The organism is Amycolatopsis sp. DSM 110486, assembly GCF_019468465.1.
GTDB lineage: Bacteria > Actinomycetota > Actinomycetes > Mycobacteriales > Pseudonocardiaceae > Amycolatopsis.
In genome coordinates, this window is the sequence record NZ_CP080519.1 from 2,444,091 (window position 1) to 2,463,933 (window position 19,843).

Annotated in this window: 18 protein-coding genes, 1 tRNA gene and 1 riboswitch; of the genes, 10 read left to right on the forward strand and 9 right to left on the reverse strand. The window is 69.8% G+C overall.

All coding sequences use genetic code 11. The features are described from left to right. Window positions 1-45: 45 nt before the first annotated feature. A complete protein-coding gene (locus tag K1T34_RS11785) occupies window positions 46-1,008 on the reverse strand; it encodes an acyl-CoA desaturase (protein ID WP_220244307.1) in 963 nt (320 codons plus the stop codon). A 206-nt stretch (window positions 1,009-1,214) separates the two neighbouring features. On the opposite strand from K1T34_RS11785, the gene K1T34_RS11790 reads away from it, so the two are divergent. From K1T34_RS11790 to K1T34_RS11810, 5 genes are all read left to right on the forward strand, one after another. Then, window positions 1,215-1,286, forward strand: a tRNA-Gln gene (locus K1T34_RS11790). Window positions 1,287-1,394: 108 nt separating this feature from the next. Beyond that, on the forward strand, window positions 1,395-3,089 hold the full coding sequence (locus K1T34_RS11795; RefSeq protein ID WP_220244308.1) for a diguanylate cyclase: 1,695 nt from the start codon (window positions 1,395-1,397) through the stop codon (window positions 3,087-3,089). A 48-nt stretch (window positions 3,090-3,137) separates the two neighbouring features. Then, window positions 3,138-4,631, forward strand: coding sequence for a bifunctional UDP-N-acetylglucosamine diphosphorylase/glucosamine-1-phosphate N-acetyltransferase GlmU (glmU, locus tag K1T34_RS11800; protein WP_220244309.1), 1,494 nt, complete (start codon window positions 3,138-3,140; stop codon window positions 4,629-4,631). Beyond that, on the forward strand, window positions 4,628-5,608 hold the full coding sequence (locus tag K1T34_RS11805; protein WP_220244310.1) for a ribose-phosphate diphosphokinase: 981 nt from the start codon (window positions 4,628-4,630) through the stop codon (window positions 5,606-5,608). The genes glmU and K1T34_RS11805 overlap by 4 nt, the downstream gene beginning before the upstream one ends. Before the next feature lie 97 nt (window positions 5,609-5,705). Then, entirely contained in the window at window positions 5,706-6,560 is an 855-nt protein-coding gene (locus K1T34_RS11810; RefSeq protein ID WP_220244311.1) for a TIGR03621 family F420-dependent LLM class oxidoreductase, read from the forward strand. A 23-nt stretch (window positions 6,561-6,583) separates the two neighbouring features. Here the strand turns inward: K1T34_RS11810 and K1T34_RS11815 are convergent, their stop codons facing one another. Next, window positions 6,584-7,093: an ATP-dependent Clp protease proteolytic subunit gene (locus K1T34_RS11815; RefSeq protein ID WP_255638753.1), complete on the reverse strand. Its 510-nt coding sequence runs from the start codon at window positions 7,091-7,093 to the stop codon at window positions 6,584-6,586. Window positions 7,094-7,551: 458 nt separating this feature from the next. Continuing rightward, complete coding sequence (locus K1T34_RS11820) at window positions 7,552-8,193, reverse strand: TetR/AcrR family transcriptional regulator (RefSeq protein WP_220244312.1); 642 nt, start codon at window positions 8,191-8,193, stop codon at window positions 7,552-7,554. A gap of 340 nt (window positions 8,194-8,533) precedes the next feature. On the opposite strand from K1T34_RS11820, the gene K1T34_RS11825 reads away from it, so the two are divergent. Then, complete coding sequence (locus K1T34_RS11825) at window positions 8,534-8,674, forward strand: hypothetical protein (protein ID WP_220244313.1); 141 nt, start codon at window positions 8,534-8,536, stop codon at window positions 8,672-8,674. 45 nt (window positions 8,675-8,719) lie between these two features. Continuing rightward, complete coding sequence (locus tag K1T34_RS11830) at window positions 8,720-9,580, forward strand: triacylglycerol lipase (RefSeq protein ID WP_255638460.1); 861 nt, start codon at window positions 8,720-8,722, stop codon at window positions 9,578-9,580. A 42-nt stretch (window positions 9,581-9,622) separates the two neighbouring features. Here the strand turns inward: K1T34_RS11830 and K1T34_RS11835 are convergent, their stop codons facing one another. Both K1T34_RS11835 and K1T34_RS11840 read right to left on the reverse strand, forming a co-directional pair. Continuing rightward, a complete protein-coding gene (locus K1T34_RS11835) occupies window positions 9,623-10,267 on the reverse strand; it encodes an NAD(P)-dependent oxidoreductase (RefSeq protein WP_220244314.1) in 645 nt (214 codons plus the stop codon). Window positions 10,268-10,365: 98 nt separating this feature from the next. After that, the gene (locus K1T34_RS11840; RefSeq protein WP_220244315.1) at window positions 10,366-11,493 is read right to left on the reverse strand and encodes a hypothetical protein; all 1,128 of its coding nucleotides are present in this window, start codon (window positions 11,491-11,493) and stop codon (window positions 10,366-10,368) included. A gap of 361 nt (window positions 11,494-11,854) precedes the next feature. On the opposite strand from K1T34_RS11840, the gene K1T34_RS11845 reads away from it, so the two are divergent. From K1T34_RS11845 to K1T34_RS11855, 3 genes are all read left to right on the forward strand, one after another. Further along, window positions 11,855-12,463, forward strand: a complete 609-nt coding sequence (locus K1T34_RS11845; protein ID WP_220244316.1) for a 50S ribosomal protein L25/general stress protein Ctc — start codon at window positions 11,855-11,857, stop codon at window positions 12,461-12,463. Window positions 12,464-12,473: 10 nt separating this feature from the next. Beyond that, entirely contained in the window at window positions 12,474-13,067 is a 594-nt protein-coding gene (gene pth, locus K1T34_RS11850; protein ID WP_220244317.1) for an aminoacyl-tRNA hydrolase, read from the forward strand. Between the two features lie 181 nt (window positions 13,068-13,248). Continuing rightward, window positions 13,249-13,614: a DivIVA domain-containing protein gene (locus tag K1T34_RS11855; protein WP_220244318.1), complete on the forward strand. Its 366-nt coding sequence runs from the start codon at window positions 13,249-13,251 to the stop codon at window positions 13,612-13,614. 180 nt (window positions 13,615-13,794) lie between these two features. Here K1T34_RS11855 and K1T34_RS11860 read toward each other — a convergent pair whose 3' ends face one another. The 4 genes from K1T34_RS11860 to K1T34_RS11875 all read right to left on the reverse strand — a co-directional run bounded on the left by K1T34_RS11860 (window position 13,795) and on the right by K1T34_RS11875 (window position 19,537). Further along, entirely contained in the window at window positions 13,795-15,483 is a 1,689-nt protein-coding gene (locus K1T34_RS11860) for a fatty acyl-AMP ligase (protein WP_220244319.1), read from the reverse strand. Between the two features lie 67 nt (window positions 15,484-15,550). Next, on the reverse strand, window positions 15,551-17,323 hold the full coding sequence (locus K1T34_RS11865; protein WP_220244320.1) for an ABC-F family ATP-binding cassette domain-containing protein: 1,773 nt from the start codon (window positions 17,321-17,323) through the stop codon (window positions 15,551-15,553). 36 nt (window positions 17,324-17,359) lie between these two features. After that, window positions 17,360-18,328: a 4-(cytidine 5'-diphospho)-2-C-methyl-D-erythritol kinase gene (locus tag K1T34_RS11870; protein WP_220244321.1), complete on the reverse strand. Its 969-nt coding sequence runs from the start codon at window positions 18,326-18,328 to the stop codon at window positions 17,360-17,362. Between the two features lie 198 nt (window positions 18,329-18,526). Further along, window positions 18,527-19,537, reverse strand: a complete 1,011-nt coding sequence (locus K1T34_RS11875; RefSeq protein ID WP_220244322.1) for a methionine ABC transporter ATP-binding protein — start codon at window positions 19,535-19,537, stop codon at window positions 18,527-18,529. Between the two features lie 214 nt (window positions 19,538-19,751). Continuing rightward, window positions 19,752-19,842, reverse strand: a riboswitch (SAM riboswitch). Between the last annotated feature and the right edge of the window lies 1 nt (window position 19,843).

Below are 19,843 nucleotides of genomic sequence, written 5' to 3' on the forward strand. Positions count from 1 at the left end.
AGCGGACCACCGAAAACCGGTGGTCCGCTAAGAAAACAGAAAGACTCAGCCCTCGGAAGCGATCCTCGCCAGCCGCTGCGGAGTCGGCCAGCGCACGTCGTGCACCCAGCCGAACTTCTCGAACATCCAGATCAGGCGGGCCGACATGTCGATCTGGCCGCGCTTCACGCCGTGGCGGGCCGAGGTCGGGTCGGCGTGGTGCAGGTTGTGCCAGGACTCACCGAAGGAGAAGATCGCCAGCGGCCAGAAGTTGGCCGAGCGGTCACGCGCCGCGAAGGGGCGTTCGCCGATCATGTGGCAGATGGAGTTCACGGACCAGGTCACGTGGTGCAGCACGCAGATGCGCACGAGGCCGGCCCAGAAGAACGCGGTGAGCGCACCCCAGAACGACCACGAGATGAGGCCGCCCAGCAGCGCCGGCAGCGTCAGCGACAGGAGCGCCCAGAGCCAGAACAGGTCGTCGACCTTCCGGATGGCCGAGTCCTTCACCAGGTCGGGCGCGAAGCGGGCCTGGTTGCTCGTGTCACGCTCGAACAGCCAGCCCATGTGCGCGTGCCAGAAACCGCGGGCGATGGCGGCCGGCGAGGTGCCGAACATCCACGGCGAGTGCGGGTCGCCGTCGCGGTCGGAGAACGCGTGGTGACGACGGTGGTCGGCCACCCAGGTGATCACCGGGCCCTGCAAGGCGATGCTGCCGGCGATGGCCATCACCACACGCAGCCACGGCTTGGCCTTGAACGACCCGTGCGTGAAGTACCGGTGGTACGCGACGGTGATGCCCAGGCCGCTGACGCCGTAGAACACCACGAACAGCGCGACGTCGACCCAGGTCAGTCCCCAGCCCCACGCGAACGGGACGGCGACCAGCAGGGCCACCAGCGGCGCGAGCACGCCGAAGTACACGGACAGCTGCACGCCGATGCCGCGCTGACCTTCGATGATCGGCTTGGGGCCCTTCGGGGCCGGCGGCTCTCCAGCGGGCTGGGAACGGTCGAGGGTGGCCGTCATACAGTTCACTTCTTCCTACGAGCCCCTGCGAAGGGTGACCTAACCTACGATGCCGTAAGTTACGGTACAGGAGGTTTCGAGCCCTGGGGAGGCCCGAAATGTCTGTTCCGGTCCGGCGCGGTTCAACCCGTGAAGTACCCCGGGGGCGGGCGCTTCACCCTCCCGCCACCACTGTCGCCGATCATCGCTATCCTGACCAGGATCGATCCGCCGTAGTGTAATCGGCAGCACTTCAGATTTTGGTTCTGACAGTTCAGGTTCGAATCCTGGCGGCGGAGCAGGCGTGTGACCAACCCGAGGCGAGACAGCGAAGCGATGGGGGTGTGGGGCGGCTGAGCGATGGAGCGATCGACCCCGGAACCGCCCGGCGTCCGACTCTCGTCGAGATGTCCGACGCGTGGCTGGTCGGCCGCGCGCGTGAGCTGATCGCCGCCGTCCAGCGGCAGGAGTACGACAAGCAGCTCGAGATCGTCGAGATCATGGACGGGCTGCTCGAGGAAACCCTGCGCCGCGGCGAACCGACTCTGGTCGCGCAGCTGCTGCGCGCGTCGGCGTTCGCCCGCCTGGTCACGCGCGGGCTGGCCGCCGAAGCGGAGCCGCGGCTCGACGAGATGCTCGCCCACACCCGCCGCCACGGCCTGTCACTGCTGCGCGCCGACGCGCACGCGTTGCGCGGGCGCCGGCTGGTGCTGGCCGCGCAGGAAGATGCCGCGCTCACTGAGATCGCCCGCGCGCTCGCGATCCTCGACGACTCCACGATCCCCGACCGCCAGGTCGGCGTGCGCAACTGGAACCGCATGCAGTCGATGGCGCTCATCGACTGCTGGATCGTGCTCAACCAGCTGGGCGTGTACGAGGCGGCCGAAGAGGTCATCAGCCGCGCCCACCAGGCGATCCGCGAGAGCGCGAGCCCCCACGAGATCACGCTGCAACTGATGAACCGCGTGAAAATGCTGGTGGGCTGGGGCCTGCGCCTGGAGCGCATCGAGCAGTACGACGAGGCGGCGGAGAAGTTCCGCACCGCCGCGTCGATGGCGGTGGCGGCCGAGGGTCCGTTCGCCGAATCGCTGTTCCCGCGCAAGGCCGGCGTCTCGGCCGTGGACCAGGTGGGCGTGCTCGCTTCGGCGCTGGCGCTGCACAACCCGGCCGCGGAACACGTCGACCGCCTCAACCAGATGCGCCACGGCCACCACTTCCCGCACGAGCAGGAGATCGTCGCCATCGCGCTCGCGCGTTGCCTCGACCGAGCCGGGCGCCGCGAAGAAGCGCTCGACGTGCTGCGCGAGACGCGCAAGGCGATGTCCGAGGACATCTCCCAGCCGTCGATGCGCCTCAACATCGCCCGCGAGCTCGCGCGGCTCGACACCACGCCGGACTACGCGTCGGGCGCCAGCAAGTCGCTGATCGACTACGCGACCACACTCGAGGCCGAGATGTGGACGCTGCGCGAGTCGCAGATCGCCACGCTCAACGCGCGCCGCGAACACGAACGGCTGTCGGCCGAACACGGTGCGATCACGCAGCAAGCGCTGCAGGACCCGCTCACCGGCCTGCCCAACCGCCGCGCGCTCGACGAACGCCTGCGCGCGCTGGCGTCGTCGGCCGACGCGCAGCCGCTCGCCGTCGGGCTCGTGGACCTCGACGGGTTCAAGGGCGTCAACGACAAGCAGTCGCACGCCGAGGGAGACAACGTGCTCCGCGTCGTCGCGAGCACGCTGCGTGACGCCCTGCGCGGCGACGACGTTGTCGCGCGCTACGGCGGGGACGAGTTCATCGTCCTGCTGCCGGGCGCGCCCGCGTCGGCCGCGAAGATGGCGCTGGGGCGCGCGGTGAAGTCGGTGGCGGAGCTGCCGCACCACCTTTCGCACGGCGTCACCCTGTCCATCGGGCTGGTGTCGCTGCGGCCGCAGGAGCGGGCCGAGCAGGTGCTCGCGCGCGCGGACGCGGCGATGTACGAAGCAAAACGCGGTGGGGGCAACCAGGTCACCTCCGCGAATTCGATGGCGGGCGACGCCGGCGCGAGCTGGCCCGCGGAGAGCATCCCGGCCGACCCCTCGTGGGGCGCCGAGGAGCCCACGTAGGATCGTTGCCCGTCGGAACGAGCCGGTAAATCGTTGTTGGGAGTCTCGTTGAGCGGCCCGCTGAGCACGCTGATCCTCGCCGCGGGTGAGGGCACCCGCATGCGTTCGTCCACCCCGAAGGTGCTGCACCCGATCGCCGGGCGCCCCTTGGTGGAACACGCCGTCCGCGCCGCGGCCGGACTGAACCCCGAACACCTGGTGGTGGTGATCGGCCACGGCCGCGAAGCCGTCGGTGCCGAGCTGGCGCGCGTCGGCGAAGTGCTCGGCCGCGAGGTCACCACGGCCGTGCAGGCCGAGCAGAAAGGCACCGGCCACGCCGTGTCGTGCGCGCTGCACGAGCTGCCCGCCGGCCTCACCGGCACCGTGCTCGTGAGCTACGGCGACGTGCCGCTGCTCGACACCGAGACCCTCGCCGCGCTGCTGGCCGAGCACACCGGCTCGGGCAACGCGGTCACCGTGCTCACCGCCGTGGTCGAGAATCCGGCCGGCTACGGGCGGATCGTGCGCGACGACGCGGGCGTGGTCCAGTCGATCGTCGAGCACAAGGACGCGACGCCGGCGCAGCACGAGATCACGGAGATCAACTCGGGCGTCTACGCGTTCGACGCCGCGGTGCTCACCGACGGTCTCTCGCGGCTGTCGACGGACAACGCGCAGGGCGAGCTGTACCTCACCGACGTGCTGGGCATCGCCCACCACGACGGCAAGGGCGTCGGCGCGCTGGTGGTCGACGACCCGTGGGTCACCGAGGGCGTGAACGACCGCGTGCAGCTGGCGACGCTGGGCGCCGAGTACAACCGCCGGATCGTGCGCCGCTGGCAGCGCGAGGGCGTGACCGTGACCGACCCGAACACCACGTGGATCGAAGCGGACGTAACGCTCTCGCGCGATGTGCTGCTGGAGCCGAACACGCAGCTCAAGGGCACCACGTCGATCGGCGAAGGCTCCGTGGTCGGCCCGGACACGACGCTGACCTCGGTGACGGTCGGGGCCGGCGCGTCCGTGGTCCGCGTACACGCCGACCAGTCCGAGCTGGGCGACGGCGTGAACGTCGGCCCCTACACCTACCTGCGGCCCGGCACCAAGCTGGGCGCGAAGGGCAAGCTGGGCGCGTTCGTGGAGACGAAGAACGCGCAGATCGGCACCGGCACGAAGGTGCCGCACCTCACTTACGTGGGCGACGCGACCGTCGGCGACCACAGCAACATCGGCTGCTCCAGCGTCTTCGTGAACTACGACGGCGTGAACAAGCACCAGACCGTCGTGGGCTCCCACGTGCGACTCGGTGCGGACAACACACTCGTGGCGCCGGTGCGGATCGGTGACGGCGCTTACAGTGGAGCGGGTGCGGTGATCCGGGAGGACGTGCCGCCTGGTGCACTTGCGCTCTCGGCGGGGCCCCAGCGCAACGTCGAGGGCTGGGCGGTCCGGCGCAGGCCGGGCACGCCCGCGGCGGAGGCGGCGGAAGCCGCGCTCGCCGCGAGTGAGGACACCGCCGTGTCCGTGTCGGAAGCAGGAAACGACGGGGAGTCGCCAGCATGAGTCCGAAGCAAGGTACGCCGAAGAAGAATCTGATGCTCTTCTCCGGCCGGGCGCACCAGGAGCTCGCGGAAGAGGTCGCCAAGCACCTCAACGTGACCATCACCCCGCAGACCGCGCACACGTTCGCCAACGGTGAGCTGTTCGTGCGGTTCGAGGAGTCGGTGCGCGGTACGGACGCCTTCGTGATCCAGGCGCACACCACGCCCATCAACGAGTACGTGATGGAGCAGCTGATCATGGTGGACGCGCTCAAGCGCGCCTCCGCCAAGCGGATCACCGTGGTCATGCCGTTCTACCCGTACGCGCGGCAGGACAAGAAGCACAAGGGCCGCGAGCCGATCTCGGCCCGGCTCATCGCCGACCTGTTCAAGACCGCGGGCGCCGACCGGATCATGACGGTCGACCTGCACACCGCCCAGATCCAGGGCTTCTTCGACGGCCCGGTCGACCACCTGATGGCGCAGTCCGTCCTCGCGGACCACATCAAGGCGACTTACGGCGACGCCGACATCACGGTCGTTTCGCCCGACTCGGGCCGCGTGCGGCTGGCGGAGAAGTGGGCGCAGCAGCTGGGCGACCGGCCGATCGCGTTCATCCACAAGACGCGCGACCCGGACAAGCCGAACCAGGCCGTGGCCAACCGCGTGGTCGGCAAGGTGCAGGGCAAGCTCTGCGTGCTGATCGACGACATGATCGACACCGGTGGCACGATCGTGAAGGCCACGGAGGCTTTGATCGAGGAAGGTGCCGCCGACGTCGTCATCGCCACGACGCACGGGATCTTGTCGGACCCCGCGACCGAGCGGCTTTCGCAGTGCAAGGCGCGCGAGGTCATCGTGACGAACTCCCTGCCGATCCCCGACGAGAAGCGGTTCCCGGGGCTGACGGTGCTGTCGATCGCGCCGATGCTGGCGGAGGCGATTCAGCAGGTGTTCGAGGATGGCTCGGTGACTTCGTTGTTCGACGGGGCTGCCTGACAGTTTTGGGTTTTCCTTTTCGCCGTCGGTGGATTTCGATCCGCCGGCGGCGAAACTGTGTGTGCCGCGTGGCGTGGCGCGGCTAGGTTCGTGCGTCATGGGGAACTTCAAGTTCGGTGTCAGTCTGCGGACTGTCGATTCGTCGTTCGTCGGCTTGTGCCGGCGGGCCGAGGAGCTCGGGTACGACGCGATCAGCGTGCCCGACCACCTGGGCGCCGGCCGCCCCGCGCCGTTTCCCGCGCTGGTGGCCGCGGCGGCTGCCACTTCTCGACCGCGCGTGGGGACGTTGGTGTCGAACCTGCCGTTCTACAACGTGGCTTTGTTCGCGCGAGATGTGGCGAACACCTGGGTCCTGACCGGTGGGCGGTTGGAGCTGGGGCTGGGTTCGGGCCACATGAAGTCGGAGTTCGACGAGGCCGGGTTGCCGTGGCTGAAAGCTGCCGATCGGATCGCTTACCTGCGTGACGGCTTGGCCGAGCTGCGTTCTCGGCTCGGCGCGGATCTCCCGCCGCTGCTGATCGCGGGCAACAGCGACGGGGTGCTGTCGCTGGCGGCGTCTGATGCGGACATCGTGGGGTTCGCCGGTCTGCGCCAAGCCCCGGGTAAGCCGCCGGGGACGTTCGTGCTGGATCCGGCTTCGGCGATGGATGCGCGGGTGGCGTACTTCCGGTCACTCGCGGGAGGTCGGGAAATCGAGTACAACATGCTGGTCCAGCGGGTGGTCGTGACCGACGATCGCCGCGCCGCCGCCGCGGAATGGCAGGCGTTGACAGACCCGGAACCCGGCGTCGACGAGCTCCTCGAAGCTCCGCAGCTGTTGCTCGGGACGGTCGACGAAATCGTCACTCAGCTCGTCGAGCGCCGGGAACGGTACGGGTTTTCGTACATCACGGTTTTCGACTCGATGATGGAGACGCTGGCACCGGTGGTCGCTCGGTTGCGCGGCCGTTGACCACCGAGTGATCCACAACTCGATCATCCCCGTGCGCGGTTCTCCGTCACCCGGTCGACCAAGCCGTACACGAGGGCCTCGGCCGCGGTGAATCGCCGCTGCCGCTCGGCATCCGCGCGAACTCGCTCGACGGGTTGACCGCTGCCGGCCGCGATCAACCCCACGACTTCGCTGGTCCACTTGTCGAGCAGAGCGAGCCGCACCGGCGACGGATCCGGCTGGAGCTGAGGAAGGCTCAACGCGACCACGGCCTGCGGGATGGCGGACCGCTTGCCGGGCGTGCCACTCGACACGAGCAGCTGTGCCATGCCGGCGGCCAGCCCCATGGCGCAGGTGGCGACGTCCGGTTTGACGAGGTCCATCGTGTCGAGGATGGCCATGCCGGCCGTGACGGAGCCACCGGGCGAGTTGATGAAGAAGGTGATGTCGGCACTCGCGTCCGCATCCTCGAGGAGCAGCAGCTGCGCGGTAATCGTGTTGGCGATCGCGTCGTCGATCTCGGCGCTCAGGACGACGATGCGCTTTCGCAGCAGCTGTTCGGCGTGCGCACTGAGGTCAAGGCTGCGAGAGCCGGCCGGCTCTCGCTCGCTGTGGCCGGCGTGGTCTGCCGACGCCGGGTGCCGGCCGGAACCGGGGTGCCGAACCTCGGAGGGGCCCGAAACGTAGTGGGAGACAATGCCTCCCCCGGTCTCGTCGATGTCGCGGCGGCCGGGCTCTTCGCCGGTTCCGCCCGCCCTCTCGGCGGCGGCCGCTGATTCGGAAGCCAGCTCGTCACCCAGGTCCCGCTGCGCCCGCACGGCTCCGGTCGAGGGGCGGAGAATCCCGCGCAGCCGCCGTGCCACGTCATCGCGGCGCGTCACAGCCGGACCTCGCGCCGTCCAGAGCACGGCGGTTCGCGATCAGTGGCGTGACTTCCGAGTGGCTCAGTCATACGCGCGACGGTAACCATGCGCTTCGGGAGCGGTCCCGGGCAACGCAGCGGACGCGGTTTTCAGTCCCCGGCCACGCTTTCCGCCGCGGAACGCACGGCAGCCACCGCGTCGCCGGCGATCAACGTCAGGACGCGACCCAGCAGGCCCTCGGGGACGGCTTCGTCGTCGATGTCCCCTTCCACGGCCAGGCCGTTGCTCAGCGCCAGCAGGATCACCGCGAACTCTTCGGCCGGCAACGGCAAGGAGAAGCCGAACCCCGAAGCCAAGCGCTCCAACGCCGCCGCGATCGTCCGCCGGACAGCGCGGCGACGGTCGCGCAAGGCAAGTCTGCGGTCAGCGTCGTGGTGCGCCAGGGCGAAGAACTCCGCCAACAGCCGGTGCCACACCGCATCCGTGCGCATTTCGTGCATCAACACCGCCGCGACGTCCGCGAGGCCGGCCGCGCCGGTGCCGGCGGAGGCGAAGCTCTCGAGGCTGGCGGAAAGCCGGTGCGCCGCGTGCTCCTCCATCAACGCCAGCACCAGTTCGTCCTTCGACGCGAAGCTGGAGTAGACCGCCCCCTTCGTCAGACCGGCGGCGGCCGCGACCTCGGTCAGTTTCGAGGCCGCGATGCCCCGGTCGCCGAAGACCTGGAACGCCGCGTCGAGGATTCGGCGGCGCGTTTCAGCGCGCGTCGGCCGCGTGCGGCCCGGTGCGGGCATCGGGGTGAATCCTCCTGATCAAGGGCTTGACTTTCACGAAGCCAACTCAATACCTTCAGGTATCCAATACCGGGAGGTATTCGATGTCAAGCGCACAGCGGTACCTCGAGAACGGCACCTGGCACGAGCGCACGTTCGCCCAGCTCCACGAAGACGTCGCCCGCTCCCACGAGTCCAAAGTGGACGATCCTCTGGTCATCACCCTGCCGGAAGAACCTCTCCCCGCCGCCATCGAGAACGAACTGCCGCGTTCGCCCTCGAAACCGGGATCAATCCGGACAAACACACCTGGCACGCCGGCGAACGACTGCGCTCGGTCATCGCCCGTGACGTGGAGTCGGTGAACGCACGTTATTCTCCGCCCGAGCGAGTCCGGGACTTCGCGCTCGTACGCAAGCCGTTCTCCGTCGAGTCCGGTGAGCCGACCCCGGCCCTCGAGATCCGCAGGAACGTCGTCGCCGCGCTCTACCCCACCCCCTGAACCACCGGCAACGCCGCCGGTGACCGTGAGGAAGGACCCTTCTCCATGAGGAAACTGCGGACCAAAGCGGCCGTGCTGGCCGCCGTGGCGCTCGTGGCGGCCGCGTTCACCGCCGCGCCCGCGCAGGCGGCCGGCGGCAACAACGACCCGTCGTGCCGCCCGAGCGCGGCGCACCCCCGGCCCGTGGTCTTCCTCCACGGCCTGGGCGCCACCTACTACGAGGACCTCAACTTCCTGCAGTCGGCCGTCGCGGCCAAGGGCTACTGCGCCTTCAGCCAGACCTACGGCGCCTACCCGGGCTTCCCCGTGGTCGGCGGCCTGCGCCCGATCGCCGACTCGGCGGGCGAGATCAAGCAGTTCATCGGCCAGGTGCTCGCCGAGACCGGGGCGTCGCAAGTGGACATCGTGGGTCACTCCGAGGGCGGCTTCCAGTCCCTCTACGTCACGAAGACTCAGGGCATCGCGGACAAGATCGGCTCGGTCGTGTCCATCGCGCCGCCCACGCACGGGACCACGTTCGCCGGCCTCACCAAGCTCGCGTACCTGCTCGGGCAGGGCGAGCGCGACGCCGTCGGCAAGGCCCTGTCCACGCTCGGCTGCCCCGCCTGCGACGACCTGATCACCGACGGCGCCGCCGTGAAGAAGCTGACCACCGGTCCCATCGCACAGGCCGGCGTGAAGTACACCGTGATCACCTCGCGCTACGACGAGCTCGTGACCCCCACCGACACGTCGTTCGTGCGCGAGCCGGGTGTGGTGAACGAATACGTGCAGGACACGTGTCCGTTCGACCCGGTGGGCCACATCGGCGAGGCGTATGACCTCAACGTCTGGAACCTCGTCACGAACGCCCTCGACCCGGCCCACGCCACGAAGTTCTTCTGCACCGTCGGCTCCCCGGGCTGACCCGAGCCGGGGCCCCTCGGCTTCGAGGGTCCCCGTCCGCCGTCAGTACGCGACGGTGAACCGCGCCCGGCTGTGGCGCGGCTCGTCGATCTCGTCCACGAACGCGATCGCGAAGTCGTCACCGCCGATCTGCGAACGGCCCTCCTCGTCGGACAGCAGCACGTCGCCACCCACACGGAACGACCCCGTGCGCTCGCCGGCGTTCCACGCGCCGAACTCCGCGGCCGGGCTCACGTAGAACCACTCGACGTCGCCGGGCAGCTCGCGCAGGGCGGCCAGAACCTCGGCGTGGCTGCTCGCCTCGGGCTTGTACGCGTCCGGGAAGTCCGGCGTGTCCAGCAACCGCGGGCCACCCTCGGCCACGAGCAGCGAGGCCGCGCCGCCCACGAACGACAGCCGCGCACCGGCCGCGCGGGCCGCGTCGGCGAGCGTCGGCAACGCGTCGAGCAGCTTCTGCCCCTCGTCGTTCACCCGGCCCGGGGTCGCGATCACGATCACGTCGGCCCCCTTCGTCACGTCGGCGACGAACCCGGCGTCGTGCATCGAGCCCGTGCGGGCCTCGACCTCGGCGGGCAGGCCCTCGGCCTTGCGCGCCACCCCGACGACCGCATGCCCGCGCCGCAGCGCCTCGTCCGTGATCCGGCCACCGGCGTACCCCGTCGCGCCGAACACCACCAGCTTGCTCATCTTCCGCTCCTCCTGAGGACACCTCGACGACGTCGAGGGTACGAACGGAAGATCCACTACTTCAACGAAACCAACGCACCCCGCGGTAGGCGTGCAGGTCAGGCGCCGAGAAGGGCGAACGACTTCGCGAGCTCGGCCTTCACCGCGTTCGCGTCGAAGGGCACGTGCACCTCGCCGACGGCCGTCGGCTTCGCGAGCACCTGGTAGCTGGCGGTGCGGTTGGGCAGCGAGAACTTGACCGAGCACGACATCGTGATGGTCGCGTCGGCCGCCGCGTCACCCTGCGTGGTGCAGGTCTTCGAGCCGAGCGAATCGGCGCTGACGTCGATCGTGAGCGTCACGTGCACCACGGGCTTCGAGCCCGAGCTGTTGCCGACGACGCTGTTGGTCACGTCGACTGTGGCGGTGCACGAGCCGACGAAGTCCTTGCAGTCGAGGCGGTCGTTGGTGACCACCACGCTCGACTGCGCGAGCCCGTCGAACGGCTGTCCGAGCCCGCCGACCGTGTTGTCGAAGTCGGTGTGGAACTTCTTGAGCGCGTCGCCGGTCAGCGACTTCACCTGGAACCCGGTGCCGAGCTTCGGGCCGCCCAGCGGGTCGAGCAGCGCCGGCGCGAACGAGACCACGCGGAAGGGCTGCGCGGTGGTCACCTGCAGCGCGCCGAGGCCGCCGCCGAGCTGGTAGACCTCCGTGCCGTCCTCGAGCTTGCGCTTCACCGGGTCGGCCGTCTGGTTGAGACTCGACAACGATTTGACCAGCCCGGTCACGAGCTGGTCCGGGGCGAACCGCGCGCCGGGGTCCATCGGCAGCTCCGTACCGACGGTGTGCACCCAACCGGCACCGAACTGCGTGCTGTTTTCCTCGAGGCCGTGCGACTTCCAGTAGTCGGCGTCGGCGGAGAGGTAGAGATCGTCCGCGAGCTCGGTGACCTGCACCACGTGACCTTCGAACGGCAGCGCGCCGAACCCGTCACCATTGCGAGTGATGCGGAAACCGAGACCGATCGGCTTGCCCGACGCGTCCTTCACCGTGGTGTCGAGCTCCAGCGCGGGCGCCTTGCCCAGCGCGTCCAACGCGGCGTCCACGGCATCTCGCTGCTGCGCCAGCCGGTCGGCTATCTGCTGGTCAGCGGCGGAAACCCCCGCCGAACCCGTCACCGCGACCTGACAACCCGCCAGCACCCCACCCAGTAGTACGACCGCCGCGGCGATCCATCGAGCCCGCATTCTCGCCCCTCTTTTCCGCGGGGATCATCCCATGCCCGCGGCACGCGCCTGCACCACCGGAATCGAGTCGTCGCCCGCCGGCCGACCCAAGGTTTAGTCGTGCGGGGCCACCCACCGCAACCTCCTTGTCGAACGAGGGTTTACACTTCTCGAGTTGTCTCGGCGAGGCGGGAGCACCCTGTGGTGCCCAGCGTGATCGACGCGGCGGCTCGAGAAGCCCCGTGGAATGTGCACGCTTGGAAACTCGCCGCCGTATGCAGCCGATTTTGAACGCTGATTTGTGAACACCGCCCCGAGCAGAGATCGACGATCCCCGCCGCCACCTGCTGCACCGAATTGTGATTTGAAGGAGTGCTACACCGTGTCCGAGGTACGTCTTTCCGTCGAGCCGCGCACCGAGTTCGGCAAGGGCGCCGCGCGGCGCACCCGTCGCGCCGGCAAGATCCCCGCGGTCCTCTACGGGCACGGCTCGGACCCGCGGCACTTCGCGCTGCCGGCCCTCGAGTTCGCCCGCGTCGTCCGTGAGAACGGCAGCAACGCCGTGCTCACCCTCGACCTCGAGGGCTCCAGCGAGCTGGCGCTGACCAAGACCATCGTCGTGCACCCGCTGAAGAACTACATCGAGCACGTCGACCTGCTCGTGGTTCGCCGCGGCGAGAAGGTCACCGTCGACGTGCCGGTGGTCGTCACCGGCACCGCCGGCCCGGGTGGCCTGGTGAACCAGGACCTCGGCGTCGTGCAGATCGAGGTCGAGGCCCTGCACATCCCGGACCAGATCGAGGTCTCGGTCGAGGGTCTCGAGATCGGCACCCAGATCACCGCCGCGCAGCTCACGCTGCCGCAGGGCGCGAACCTGGTGACCGACGGCGAAGCGCTGGTCGTGGCCGTGAACGAGCCGCAGCGTGAAGAGACCGCCGGCGAAGAGGCCGCCACCGAAGGCGGCGAGGCTCCCGCCGGGGACGCCGAATAAACTCACTTCCGTGAGTGAAGACCTGCCTGGGGCCGGCGAGCTGATCGTGCTCGCCGGCCTCGGTAATCCCGGGCCCCAGTACGCCGGCAACCGCCACAACGTCGGCTTCATGGTGCTCGACGAGCTGGCCACCCGCATCGGGGGCAAGTTCAAGGCACACAAGAGCGGCGCCGAGGTGCTGGAGGGGCGGCTTTCGGGCCGTCGCGTGGTGCTGGTGAAGCCGCGTTCGTTCATGAACCTCTCCGGCGGGCCCGTGGTCGGCGCCGCGCGGTTCTTCAAGGTCGAGCCCTCGGGCGTCGTCGTGGTGCACGACGAGCTCGATGTGCCGTTCGGCGCGCTGAAGCTCAAGCTCGGCGGCGGCGACAACGGGCACAACGGCCTTCGTTCCATCACCAAGTCGCTCGGCACGCGTGAGTACTACCGCGTGCGCTTCGGCATCGGCCGCCCGCCGGGCCGCCAGGATCCCGCCGATTTCGTGCTGAAGGACTTCTCGACGGTCGAGCGCAAGGAGCTCCCGTTCGAGGTCTCCGTGGCCGCCGACGCCGCCGAGGCGCTCGTGGCCAAGGGGCTCACCACGGCCCAGAACGAGTTCCACGCAGGCTGATCAGCCGGTTGCTCTCTGTTAGTGATCATGAGTGGCGCTGCGTAGTTTTTCCTCACTCGATGGGCGGCTTATAGGGCCCTGATCGAGTCGTCCCGACGCGCTCGGGGTTCCCGGTGCCTCGGTGACCGGTTAGGACGGAATGCGGGAGTCCGCACACCGACCCTGAATCGGAGAATGTTTCATGTCGTTCACCGCCGAGGACCTCACCGAGGTCACCTTCGGTAACGCCCCGATCGGCCGCCGTGGCTATGCCAAACAGGAGGTCGACGAGTTCGTGCGGCGCATCGCGAAAACGATCGCCGAAGAGGACGACCTGACCGCGGCCGAAGTCCACCACGTCATGTTCAACAAGCCGCTCATCGGCAAGCGCGGCTACGACGAACGCGAAGTCGACCAGTTCCTGGACACCGTGGAGGAACAGCTGGCCGACCTGTCCGGCCGGCGCGCTCCCGCCGTGCCCGGCGCACGCGACGAACACGAGGCGACCGCCTCCCGGGCCCCGCGTCCGGAGGTGACGGAGAACGCCGAGTCCTTCCAGGACCGGTAGGTCTTTCCGGCCTTGACGACGTCGTTCCCCCGCGGCGCTTTCCCGGCCTGCGTTTGTCCTTCTTCCTGAAACAACCCCGCCCTCCGGACTTCCCAAGCCCCGAGAACACGGAACCGGCCCGCTCACTGTGGTGAGTGGGCCGGTTCCGTGTTCTGCCTACGTTGCCGGTCGAACCCGAGGTCAGTGGTCCGCGTTGTGCGCGATCTTGTCCGCGTACTGCACCGCAGTCGCCGCGCGCTTGACCTTGCCCGAGGGCGTCTTGGACAGGCTGCCGGCCGGCAGGACCACCACGGCGAACGGGCGCATGTCCACGGCATCACGGACGCGGGCGGCGACCTGCTTCGACAACGCGCGTTCGGCGTCCGCGTCGCCGGCCAGCTTGGACTCCACGACGACGGCGAAGCGTTCGCGGCGGCTGCCCGCGTCGAGGCGGACGGCGACGGCGTTGCCGGCGCGCACGCCCTCGACCGACGTGGCCGCGCGTTCGATGTCGGTGGGGTACAGGTTGCGGCCGCCCATGATGATGACGTCCTTGCGGCGGCCGCAGATCACGATCTGGCCGTCGATGAGGTAACCGAGGTCGCCCGTCTTCATCCAGCCGTCGGCGTCCTGGGTGTCGAGGGGGCCGTCGACGGTGAGGTAGCCCGGGGTGACGGCCGGGCCGCGGAGGCGGATTTCGCCGACTTCGCGGTCGCCCAGCAGCGAACCGTCCGCGGAGACGATGCTCGCCTCCAGGCCGTCCAGCGGACGGCCCAGCACGGCGAAGGAGCGCACCGCGTCCGTGCCGCGCCGCGAGTCGCCCTCAGGGACCGGGACGGCGCGGTCGTCCGCCTCCAGGGCGTCGGCCTCGACGACGTCCAGGGTGAGACCCGTGAACAGCGGCGCGAAAGACACCGCCAGAGTCGCCTCGGCCATGCCGTACGCCGGGAACACGCACTCGGCCGGCATCTTGAAGCGTGCGCCCGCGTCGACGAAGGTCTGGACGGCCGTCTCGTCGATCGGCTCGGCGCCGTTGAGTGCGATGCGGAGCTTGGACAGGTCGTAGGCGTTGTCGTCCTCGACGCGGGCCATGCGGCGGCCCACGATGGCGTACGCGAAGTTCGGCGCGGCCGTGGTGGTGCCGTTGTACTTGGAGATCAGCTCGGGCCAGATCAGCGGGCCGGTCAGGAACTCGACGGGCGTGATCTTCACCAGCTCCACGCCGAAGGTCATCGGCACGGTCAGGAAGCCGACCATGCCCATGTCGTGGAACGTCGGGAGCCACGACACCATCACGTCGACGTCGAAGTCGAACTCCGCGCGGTCGACCATGGCCTTGACGTTGGTGTAGAGGTTGCCGTAGGTGATGCGCACGGCCTTGGGGTCGGCCGTCGAACCGCTGGTGAGCTGCAGCAACGCGGTGGCGCCCTCGTCGGTGGGCACGACCTCGGCCAGCGGCTCGGCCTCGGCCAGCTCCGTGATCAGGCGGTGCTGGATACCCTTCTCGGCCAGCACGGGCGCGAGCTGGTCGAACGGCTCGCCCAGCACCACCAGCCCGGCGCCGATCATCCCCAGCACCTTGACCGTGTCCTCGGCCCACTCGGCGAGGTCCGTGCGCGCCGTCGGCTGGTGCAGCATCGTCACGCTGCCGCCGGCCAGCCACACGGCCTGCACGGTGGGCGCGATGAGCACCGGCGCCGCGGCCAGCACGGCCACCGCGCTCCCGGGCTTCAACCCGCCCGCGACCAACCCACCGGCAATCTTCTTGGCCTGGTCGTGGACCTCGGCCCACGTCCGGCGAACCGGCTCCTTGGGCTCGCCCGTGACCATGCCGCGCTGCTGACCCCGCCCCGTCGCCGTCTCGACGAGCGTGTCCACGAACCGACTCATGCGCGACAGATTACTGTCTTGTTGTCAACGCTCGCCTGCGGCGGCGTGAACAGCGTCGATCAAGCCGTCATTCGAGCGCTTCGGACGTCTCCAGCCACGTCGCCTCGACGTCTTCCTTCTCCGCGTGCACGCTCTTCAGCTCCGTGTTCAACGCGATGAGCTTGTCCGGGTCCGTGGCCGCCTCGAGCAGTGCCGCGTGCAGCTTCTCCTCGCGTTTGGCCAGCTGGTCGAGCTTGCGCTCCAGCCGGCCGAGCTCCTTCTGCGCGGCCCGGATCTCCGCGTTGCTGCGCTTGGCCTCGGCCTTCTCCGGAGCTGCCGACGCGCCGCGCCCCGGCGTCGCCGCCTGCAGCTTCGTGCGGCGGTTGAGGTACTCCTCGATGCCGCCGGGCAGGTTCGTCACGTGGCCGTCGCCGAACAGGGCCACGGTCGTGTCGCAGACGCGCTCGACGAGGTAGCGGTCGTGCGAGACCACGACCATCGTGCCGGGCCAGCCGTCGAGCAGGTCTTCGAGCTGCTGCAGGGTGTCGATGTCCAGGTCGTTGGTGGGCTCGTCGAGCAGCAGCACGTTGGGCTCGGCCATCAGCAGCCGGCACAGCTGCAGCCGGCGCCGCTCGCCACCCGACAGGTCACCGACGGGCGTCCACTGCCGTTCGGCCGGGAAGCCGAGCTTCTCGCCCAGCTGCGACGCCGTCATCTCCTGCTTGCCGAATACCACGCGCCCCGCCACCTGCTCGATCGCCTGCAGCACGCGCAGGTCGGCCGGCAGGTCGTCGAGCTCCTGGCGCAGGTGCGCGAGCGCGACCGTCTTGCCCTTGACCCGCCGCCCCGTCTCGGGAGTGACGTCGCCGCCCAGCAGCTTGAGCAGCGACGTCTTGCCGGACCCGTTCACGCCGACGAGACCCACGCGGTCACCCGGCCCGATCCGCCACGTCACGTGGTCCAGCAGCGTCCGGTCGCCGACGCTGAACGACACGTCTTCCAGCTCCAGCACCGTCTTGCCGAGGCGGCGCTTGGCGAACGCCATCAGCTCCACGGAGTCGCGCAGCGGCGGCACGTCGGCGATCAGCGCCTCGGCGGCTTCCACGCGGTAGCGCGGCTTCGACGAGCGCGCCTGCGGGCCGCGGCGCAGCCACGCCAGCTCCTTGCGCGCCAGGTTCTGCCGCTTCTCCTCGGCCGTCGCGGCCAGGCGCGCCCGCTCGGCGCGCGCGAAGATCCAGTCGGCGTAACCACCTTCGTACTGCTCGACGCGCCCTCCTGTGACCTCCCACGTGAGGCTCGCGATGGTGTCGAGGAACCACCGGTCGTGGGTCACGACCACCACGGCGATCCTGCGCGCCAGCAGGTGGTCGGCCAGCCAGCGGACACCTTCGACGTCCAGGTGGTTGGTGGGCTCGTCGAGCACCACGAGGTCGAGCTCGCCGGTCAGCGCCGCGGCCAGCGCGACGCGACGGCGTTCGCCACCGGAGAGGTTCGCGGTCGGGGTTTCGAGACCGATCGCCGTGATGCCGAGTCCGTCCACAATGGACCGGACGCGCGCGTCGGCGGCCCATTCGTGTTCCGCGCCATAGCGTTCGAGTACGACGTCGCCGACCGTGCTGCCCGAAGGCAGCTCGGTTCGCTGGGTGACGACGGCCATGCGCAGGTCACGAACATGGCTCACCCGGCCGGAATCCGGCTCGCTCAGACCCGCGAGCACCTCCAGCAGCGTGGTCTTGCCACCACCGTTGAGACCGACTACGCCGATGCGCTGTCCGGCGGCGACGCCGAGAGAAACGCTGTCCAGCAGCGGTTTCACCCCGTACGACTTGCTCACCGACTCCAGGTTGACCAGGTTGGCCATCCGATTCAGCCGATCCTTTCCACAATGGACAGATGTTCAGGCGTGCACACGCGGTGGCGTGCCACGGGGTGCGTCGTCGCCGCCGACCAGCCGGGCGCCAGGCACCGGGCCATGGGCGACGCGCACGGTTCGGCACACGCCGGCGCCGGACAGCTCGGCCGCCACCTCGACGGCGGCCTGCGCGTCGGCGCAGAGGAACGCGCACGTGGGCCCCGAGCCGGACACACACCCGGCCAGCGCACCCGCGTTCACGCCCGCGCGCAGCGTGCGGCGCAAGCCGGGACGCAGCGACACGGCGGCCGCCTGCAGGTCGTTGCCCAGCAGCAGCGCGAGCTGACGGGGGTCGCCCGACGCGAGGGCCTCGACGACCGGGGTGTGCGAGCCGATGCGCGGCGGGTTGCCTTCGGCGCGCAGGCGGTCGAGCTCGCCGAACACCTTCGGCGTCGACAGGCCTTCGGTGTCGAACGCGAGCACCCAGTGGAACGTGTGGCGCGACAGCACGGGCACGAGCTGCTCACCGCGGCCGGTGCCGAGCGCGGTGCCGCCGTAGAGTGCGAAAGGCACGTCGCTGCCGAGCTTGCCCGCGATGGCGGCCAGCTCGTCGCGCGTCACGTCGAGCTTCCACAGCGAGGCCAGGCCGACGAGCGTCGCCGCCGCGTCGGCGCTCCCGCCCGCCATACCGCCGGCGACGGGGATGCCCTTGCGCAGCACGATCCGCACCTTCAGGTCGTCTCCCTCGGCGCGGCCGGCGTAGGCGGAGAGCTCCTGGGCCGCGCGCCAGGCGAGGTTGGTGGCGTCGGTGGGCACCGACCCCTCCCCCTCGCCGAAGACCTCGAGCCCCGGGTCGTCGGTGGCCGCGACGGTCACCTCGTCCGTGAGCGACAACGCCTGGAAGACGGTGACCAAGTCGTGGTAGCCGTCCTCGCGCAGGTCACCGATGGCCAGGTGCAGGTTGACCTTGGCCGGGACCCGGACGGTGACTGGTGGTGGAACTACGGCGAGCACCCGTCAAGCCTACGTGGCCGGGCGCCTGGGCTCCCCACCAGGAGAAAACAGGCATCCTCAGGACGGCTGTCCCAACCTCTCGGACACGTCGACGCCAACCTTGGACCCCGGGACCCGCGCACCGCGCGAGGAAGGGCCCGTTGAAGGAATCGGAGTCCTTCAACGGGCCCTTCACGGCACCGACGGGGTCAGCTGGAATCAGGCGGCGACGCTCTGCGCGGCCCGCACGGCCGGCGTCACGTGAGCGCCGCGGTCGGCAATCCACGCCAGCGCCGCGTCGGCTCGCTCGCCGCGGACACCGATGCGGAAACGAGCGATCGGGGTGTCACCGATGCGCGTGAGTCCGCCGCCGATGGTGGCGACCTCCACGTCGAAGCGGCCGGCCGCCTCGGGCAGCAGGGCGCCGACGGACGCGAAGCCGATCAGCACGACGTCGGCGGACCGGTCGTACTTCGCGGCCTGCGCGCGGGCGGTCTCGATCGCCGGCAGCACCGCCTGCGCGGTCCAGCTGCCCGGCGAGGCGATGAGGTCGAGCACGTGACCGCGTTCGACGACCGCGCCGTCTTCGAGCACCGCGACGTCGTCGCAGACGCGGCGGACGACGCCGGCGTCCGGAGTGGTCAGCAGCACGGTGGTGCCCAGCTCGGCGCGCGCCCGGTCGAGCACGGCCAGCACGGCGCCGGCCTCCTCGGGGGCGATGCCGGCGGTGGGGTCGTCGGCGAGCAGCACGGCCGGGCCGGCGGCGAGTGCCCTGGCCACGGCGACGCGGCGCAGCTGGCCGGGCGTGAGGTCGGCCGGCTTCTGCGCGGCACGGGCGGTGAGGCCCACGAGGTCGAGCAGGTTGCCGACGCGGGTCTTGCGCTGCGGCCCGTCGATGCCGAGCTGCTCCAGCGGGGTGGCGATGTTGCCGGCGACGGTGCGCTCGGCGAGCAGCTCCGGCTTGGTGCCGACGACACCCAGCTGGCGGCGGACCTCACGCAGCCGGCGGCCGTCGAGCGCACCGGTGTTGAGGCCGTCGAGCCGCACGACACCGCGGTCCGGGCGCTCCTGCAGCGCGATGCAGCGGGCGAGCGTGGACTTGCCGGAGCCGGCGGGGCCCACCACGCCGAAGAGGGAACCGGCCTGCACGTCGACGCTCACATCACGCAGCGCGGCGACCGGATTTCCGTTGAGGGGAAAGGACTTGGACACGTTTTCGACAGTGATCACGAAGAGAGCTCCAGGCATGAGGCGCAGCACCGTTTCCGGGCGCGCCGGGCGTCACCGAATTACCGTCCTTTTCGGACGGTGCGCAGAATTGCGGAAGAAAGGATCAGGCGATGACTGTGGAGCGTCGACACGCACATACCGTGCGGCGACCTTCATCGACGACGCGCCGCCGGGTCAACAGGAGCGGGCGGGCTACCCTCTGCATCGGAAACAGCCTCCATCGGTCCTGGCTGTAGCACCTGCCCCATGGGGGGTGGTTGCTGCGACTTCGGCGAGCCAGGTCTCTCAGTCGCTCGGGATGGACGT

Coding starts and splice junctions, on each gene's coding strand:
- K1T34_RS11785 (WP_220244307.1), bottom strand. CDS start 1,008: ATGACGGCCACCCTCGACCGTTCCCAGCCCGCTGGAGAGCCGCCGGCC.
- K1T34_RS11795 (WP_220244308.1), top strand. CDS start 1,395: ATGTCCGACGCGTGGCTGGTCGGCCGCGCGCGTGAGCTGATCGCCGCC.
- K1T34_RS11805 (WP_220244310.1), top strand. CDS start 4,628: ATGAGTCCGAAGCAAGGTACGCCGAAGAAGAATCTGATGCTCTTCTCC.
- K1T34_RS11810 (WP_220244311.1), top strand. CDS start 5,706: ATGGGGAACTTCAAGTTCGGTGTCAGTCTGCGGACTGTCGATTCGTCG.
- K1T34_RS11820 (WP_220244312.1), bottom strand. CDS start 8,193: ATGCCCGCACCGGGCCGCACGCGGCCGACGCGCGCTGAAACGCGCCGC.
- K1T34_RS11830 (WP_255638460.1), top strand. CDS start 8,720: ATGAGGAAACTGCGGACCAAAGCGGCCGTGCTGGCCGCCGTGGCGCTC.
- K1T34_RS11835 (WP_220244314.1), bottom strand. CDS start 10,267: ATGAGCAAGCTGGTGGTGTTCGGCGCGACGGGGTACGCCGGTGGCCGG.
- K1T34_RS11840 (WP_220244315.1), bottom strand. CDS start 11,493: ATGCGGGCTCGATGGATCGCCGCGGCGGTCGTACTACTGGGTGGGGTG.
- K1T34_RS11855 (WP_220244318.1), top strand. CDS start 13,249: ATGTCGTTCACCGCCGAGGACCTCACCGAGGTCACCTTCGGTAACGCC.
- K1T34_RS11860 (WP_220244319.1), bottom strand. CDS start 15,483: ATGAGTCGGTTCGTGGACACGCTCGTCGAGACGGCGACGGGGCGGGGT.
- K1T34_RS11865 (WP_220244320.1), bottom strand. CDS start 17,323: ATGGCCAACCTGGTCAACCTGGAGTCGGTGAGCAAGTCGTACGGGGTG.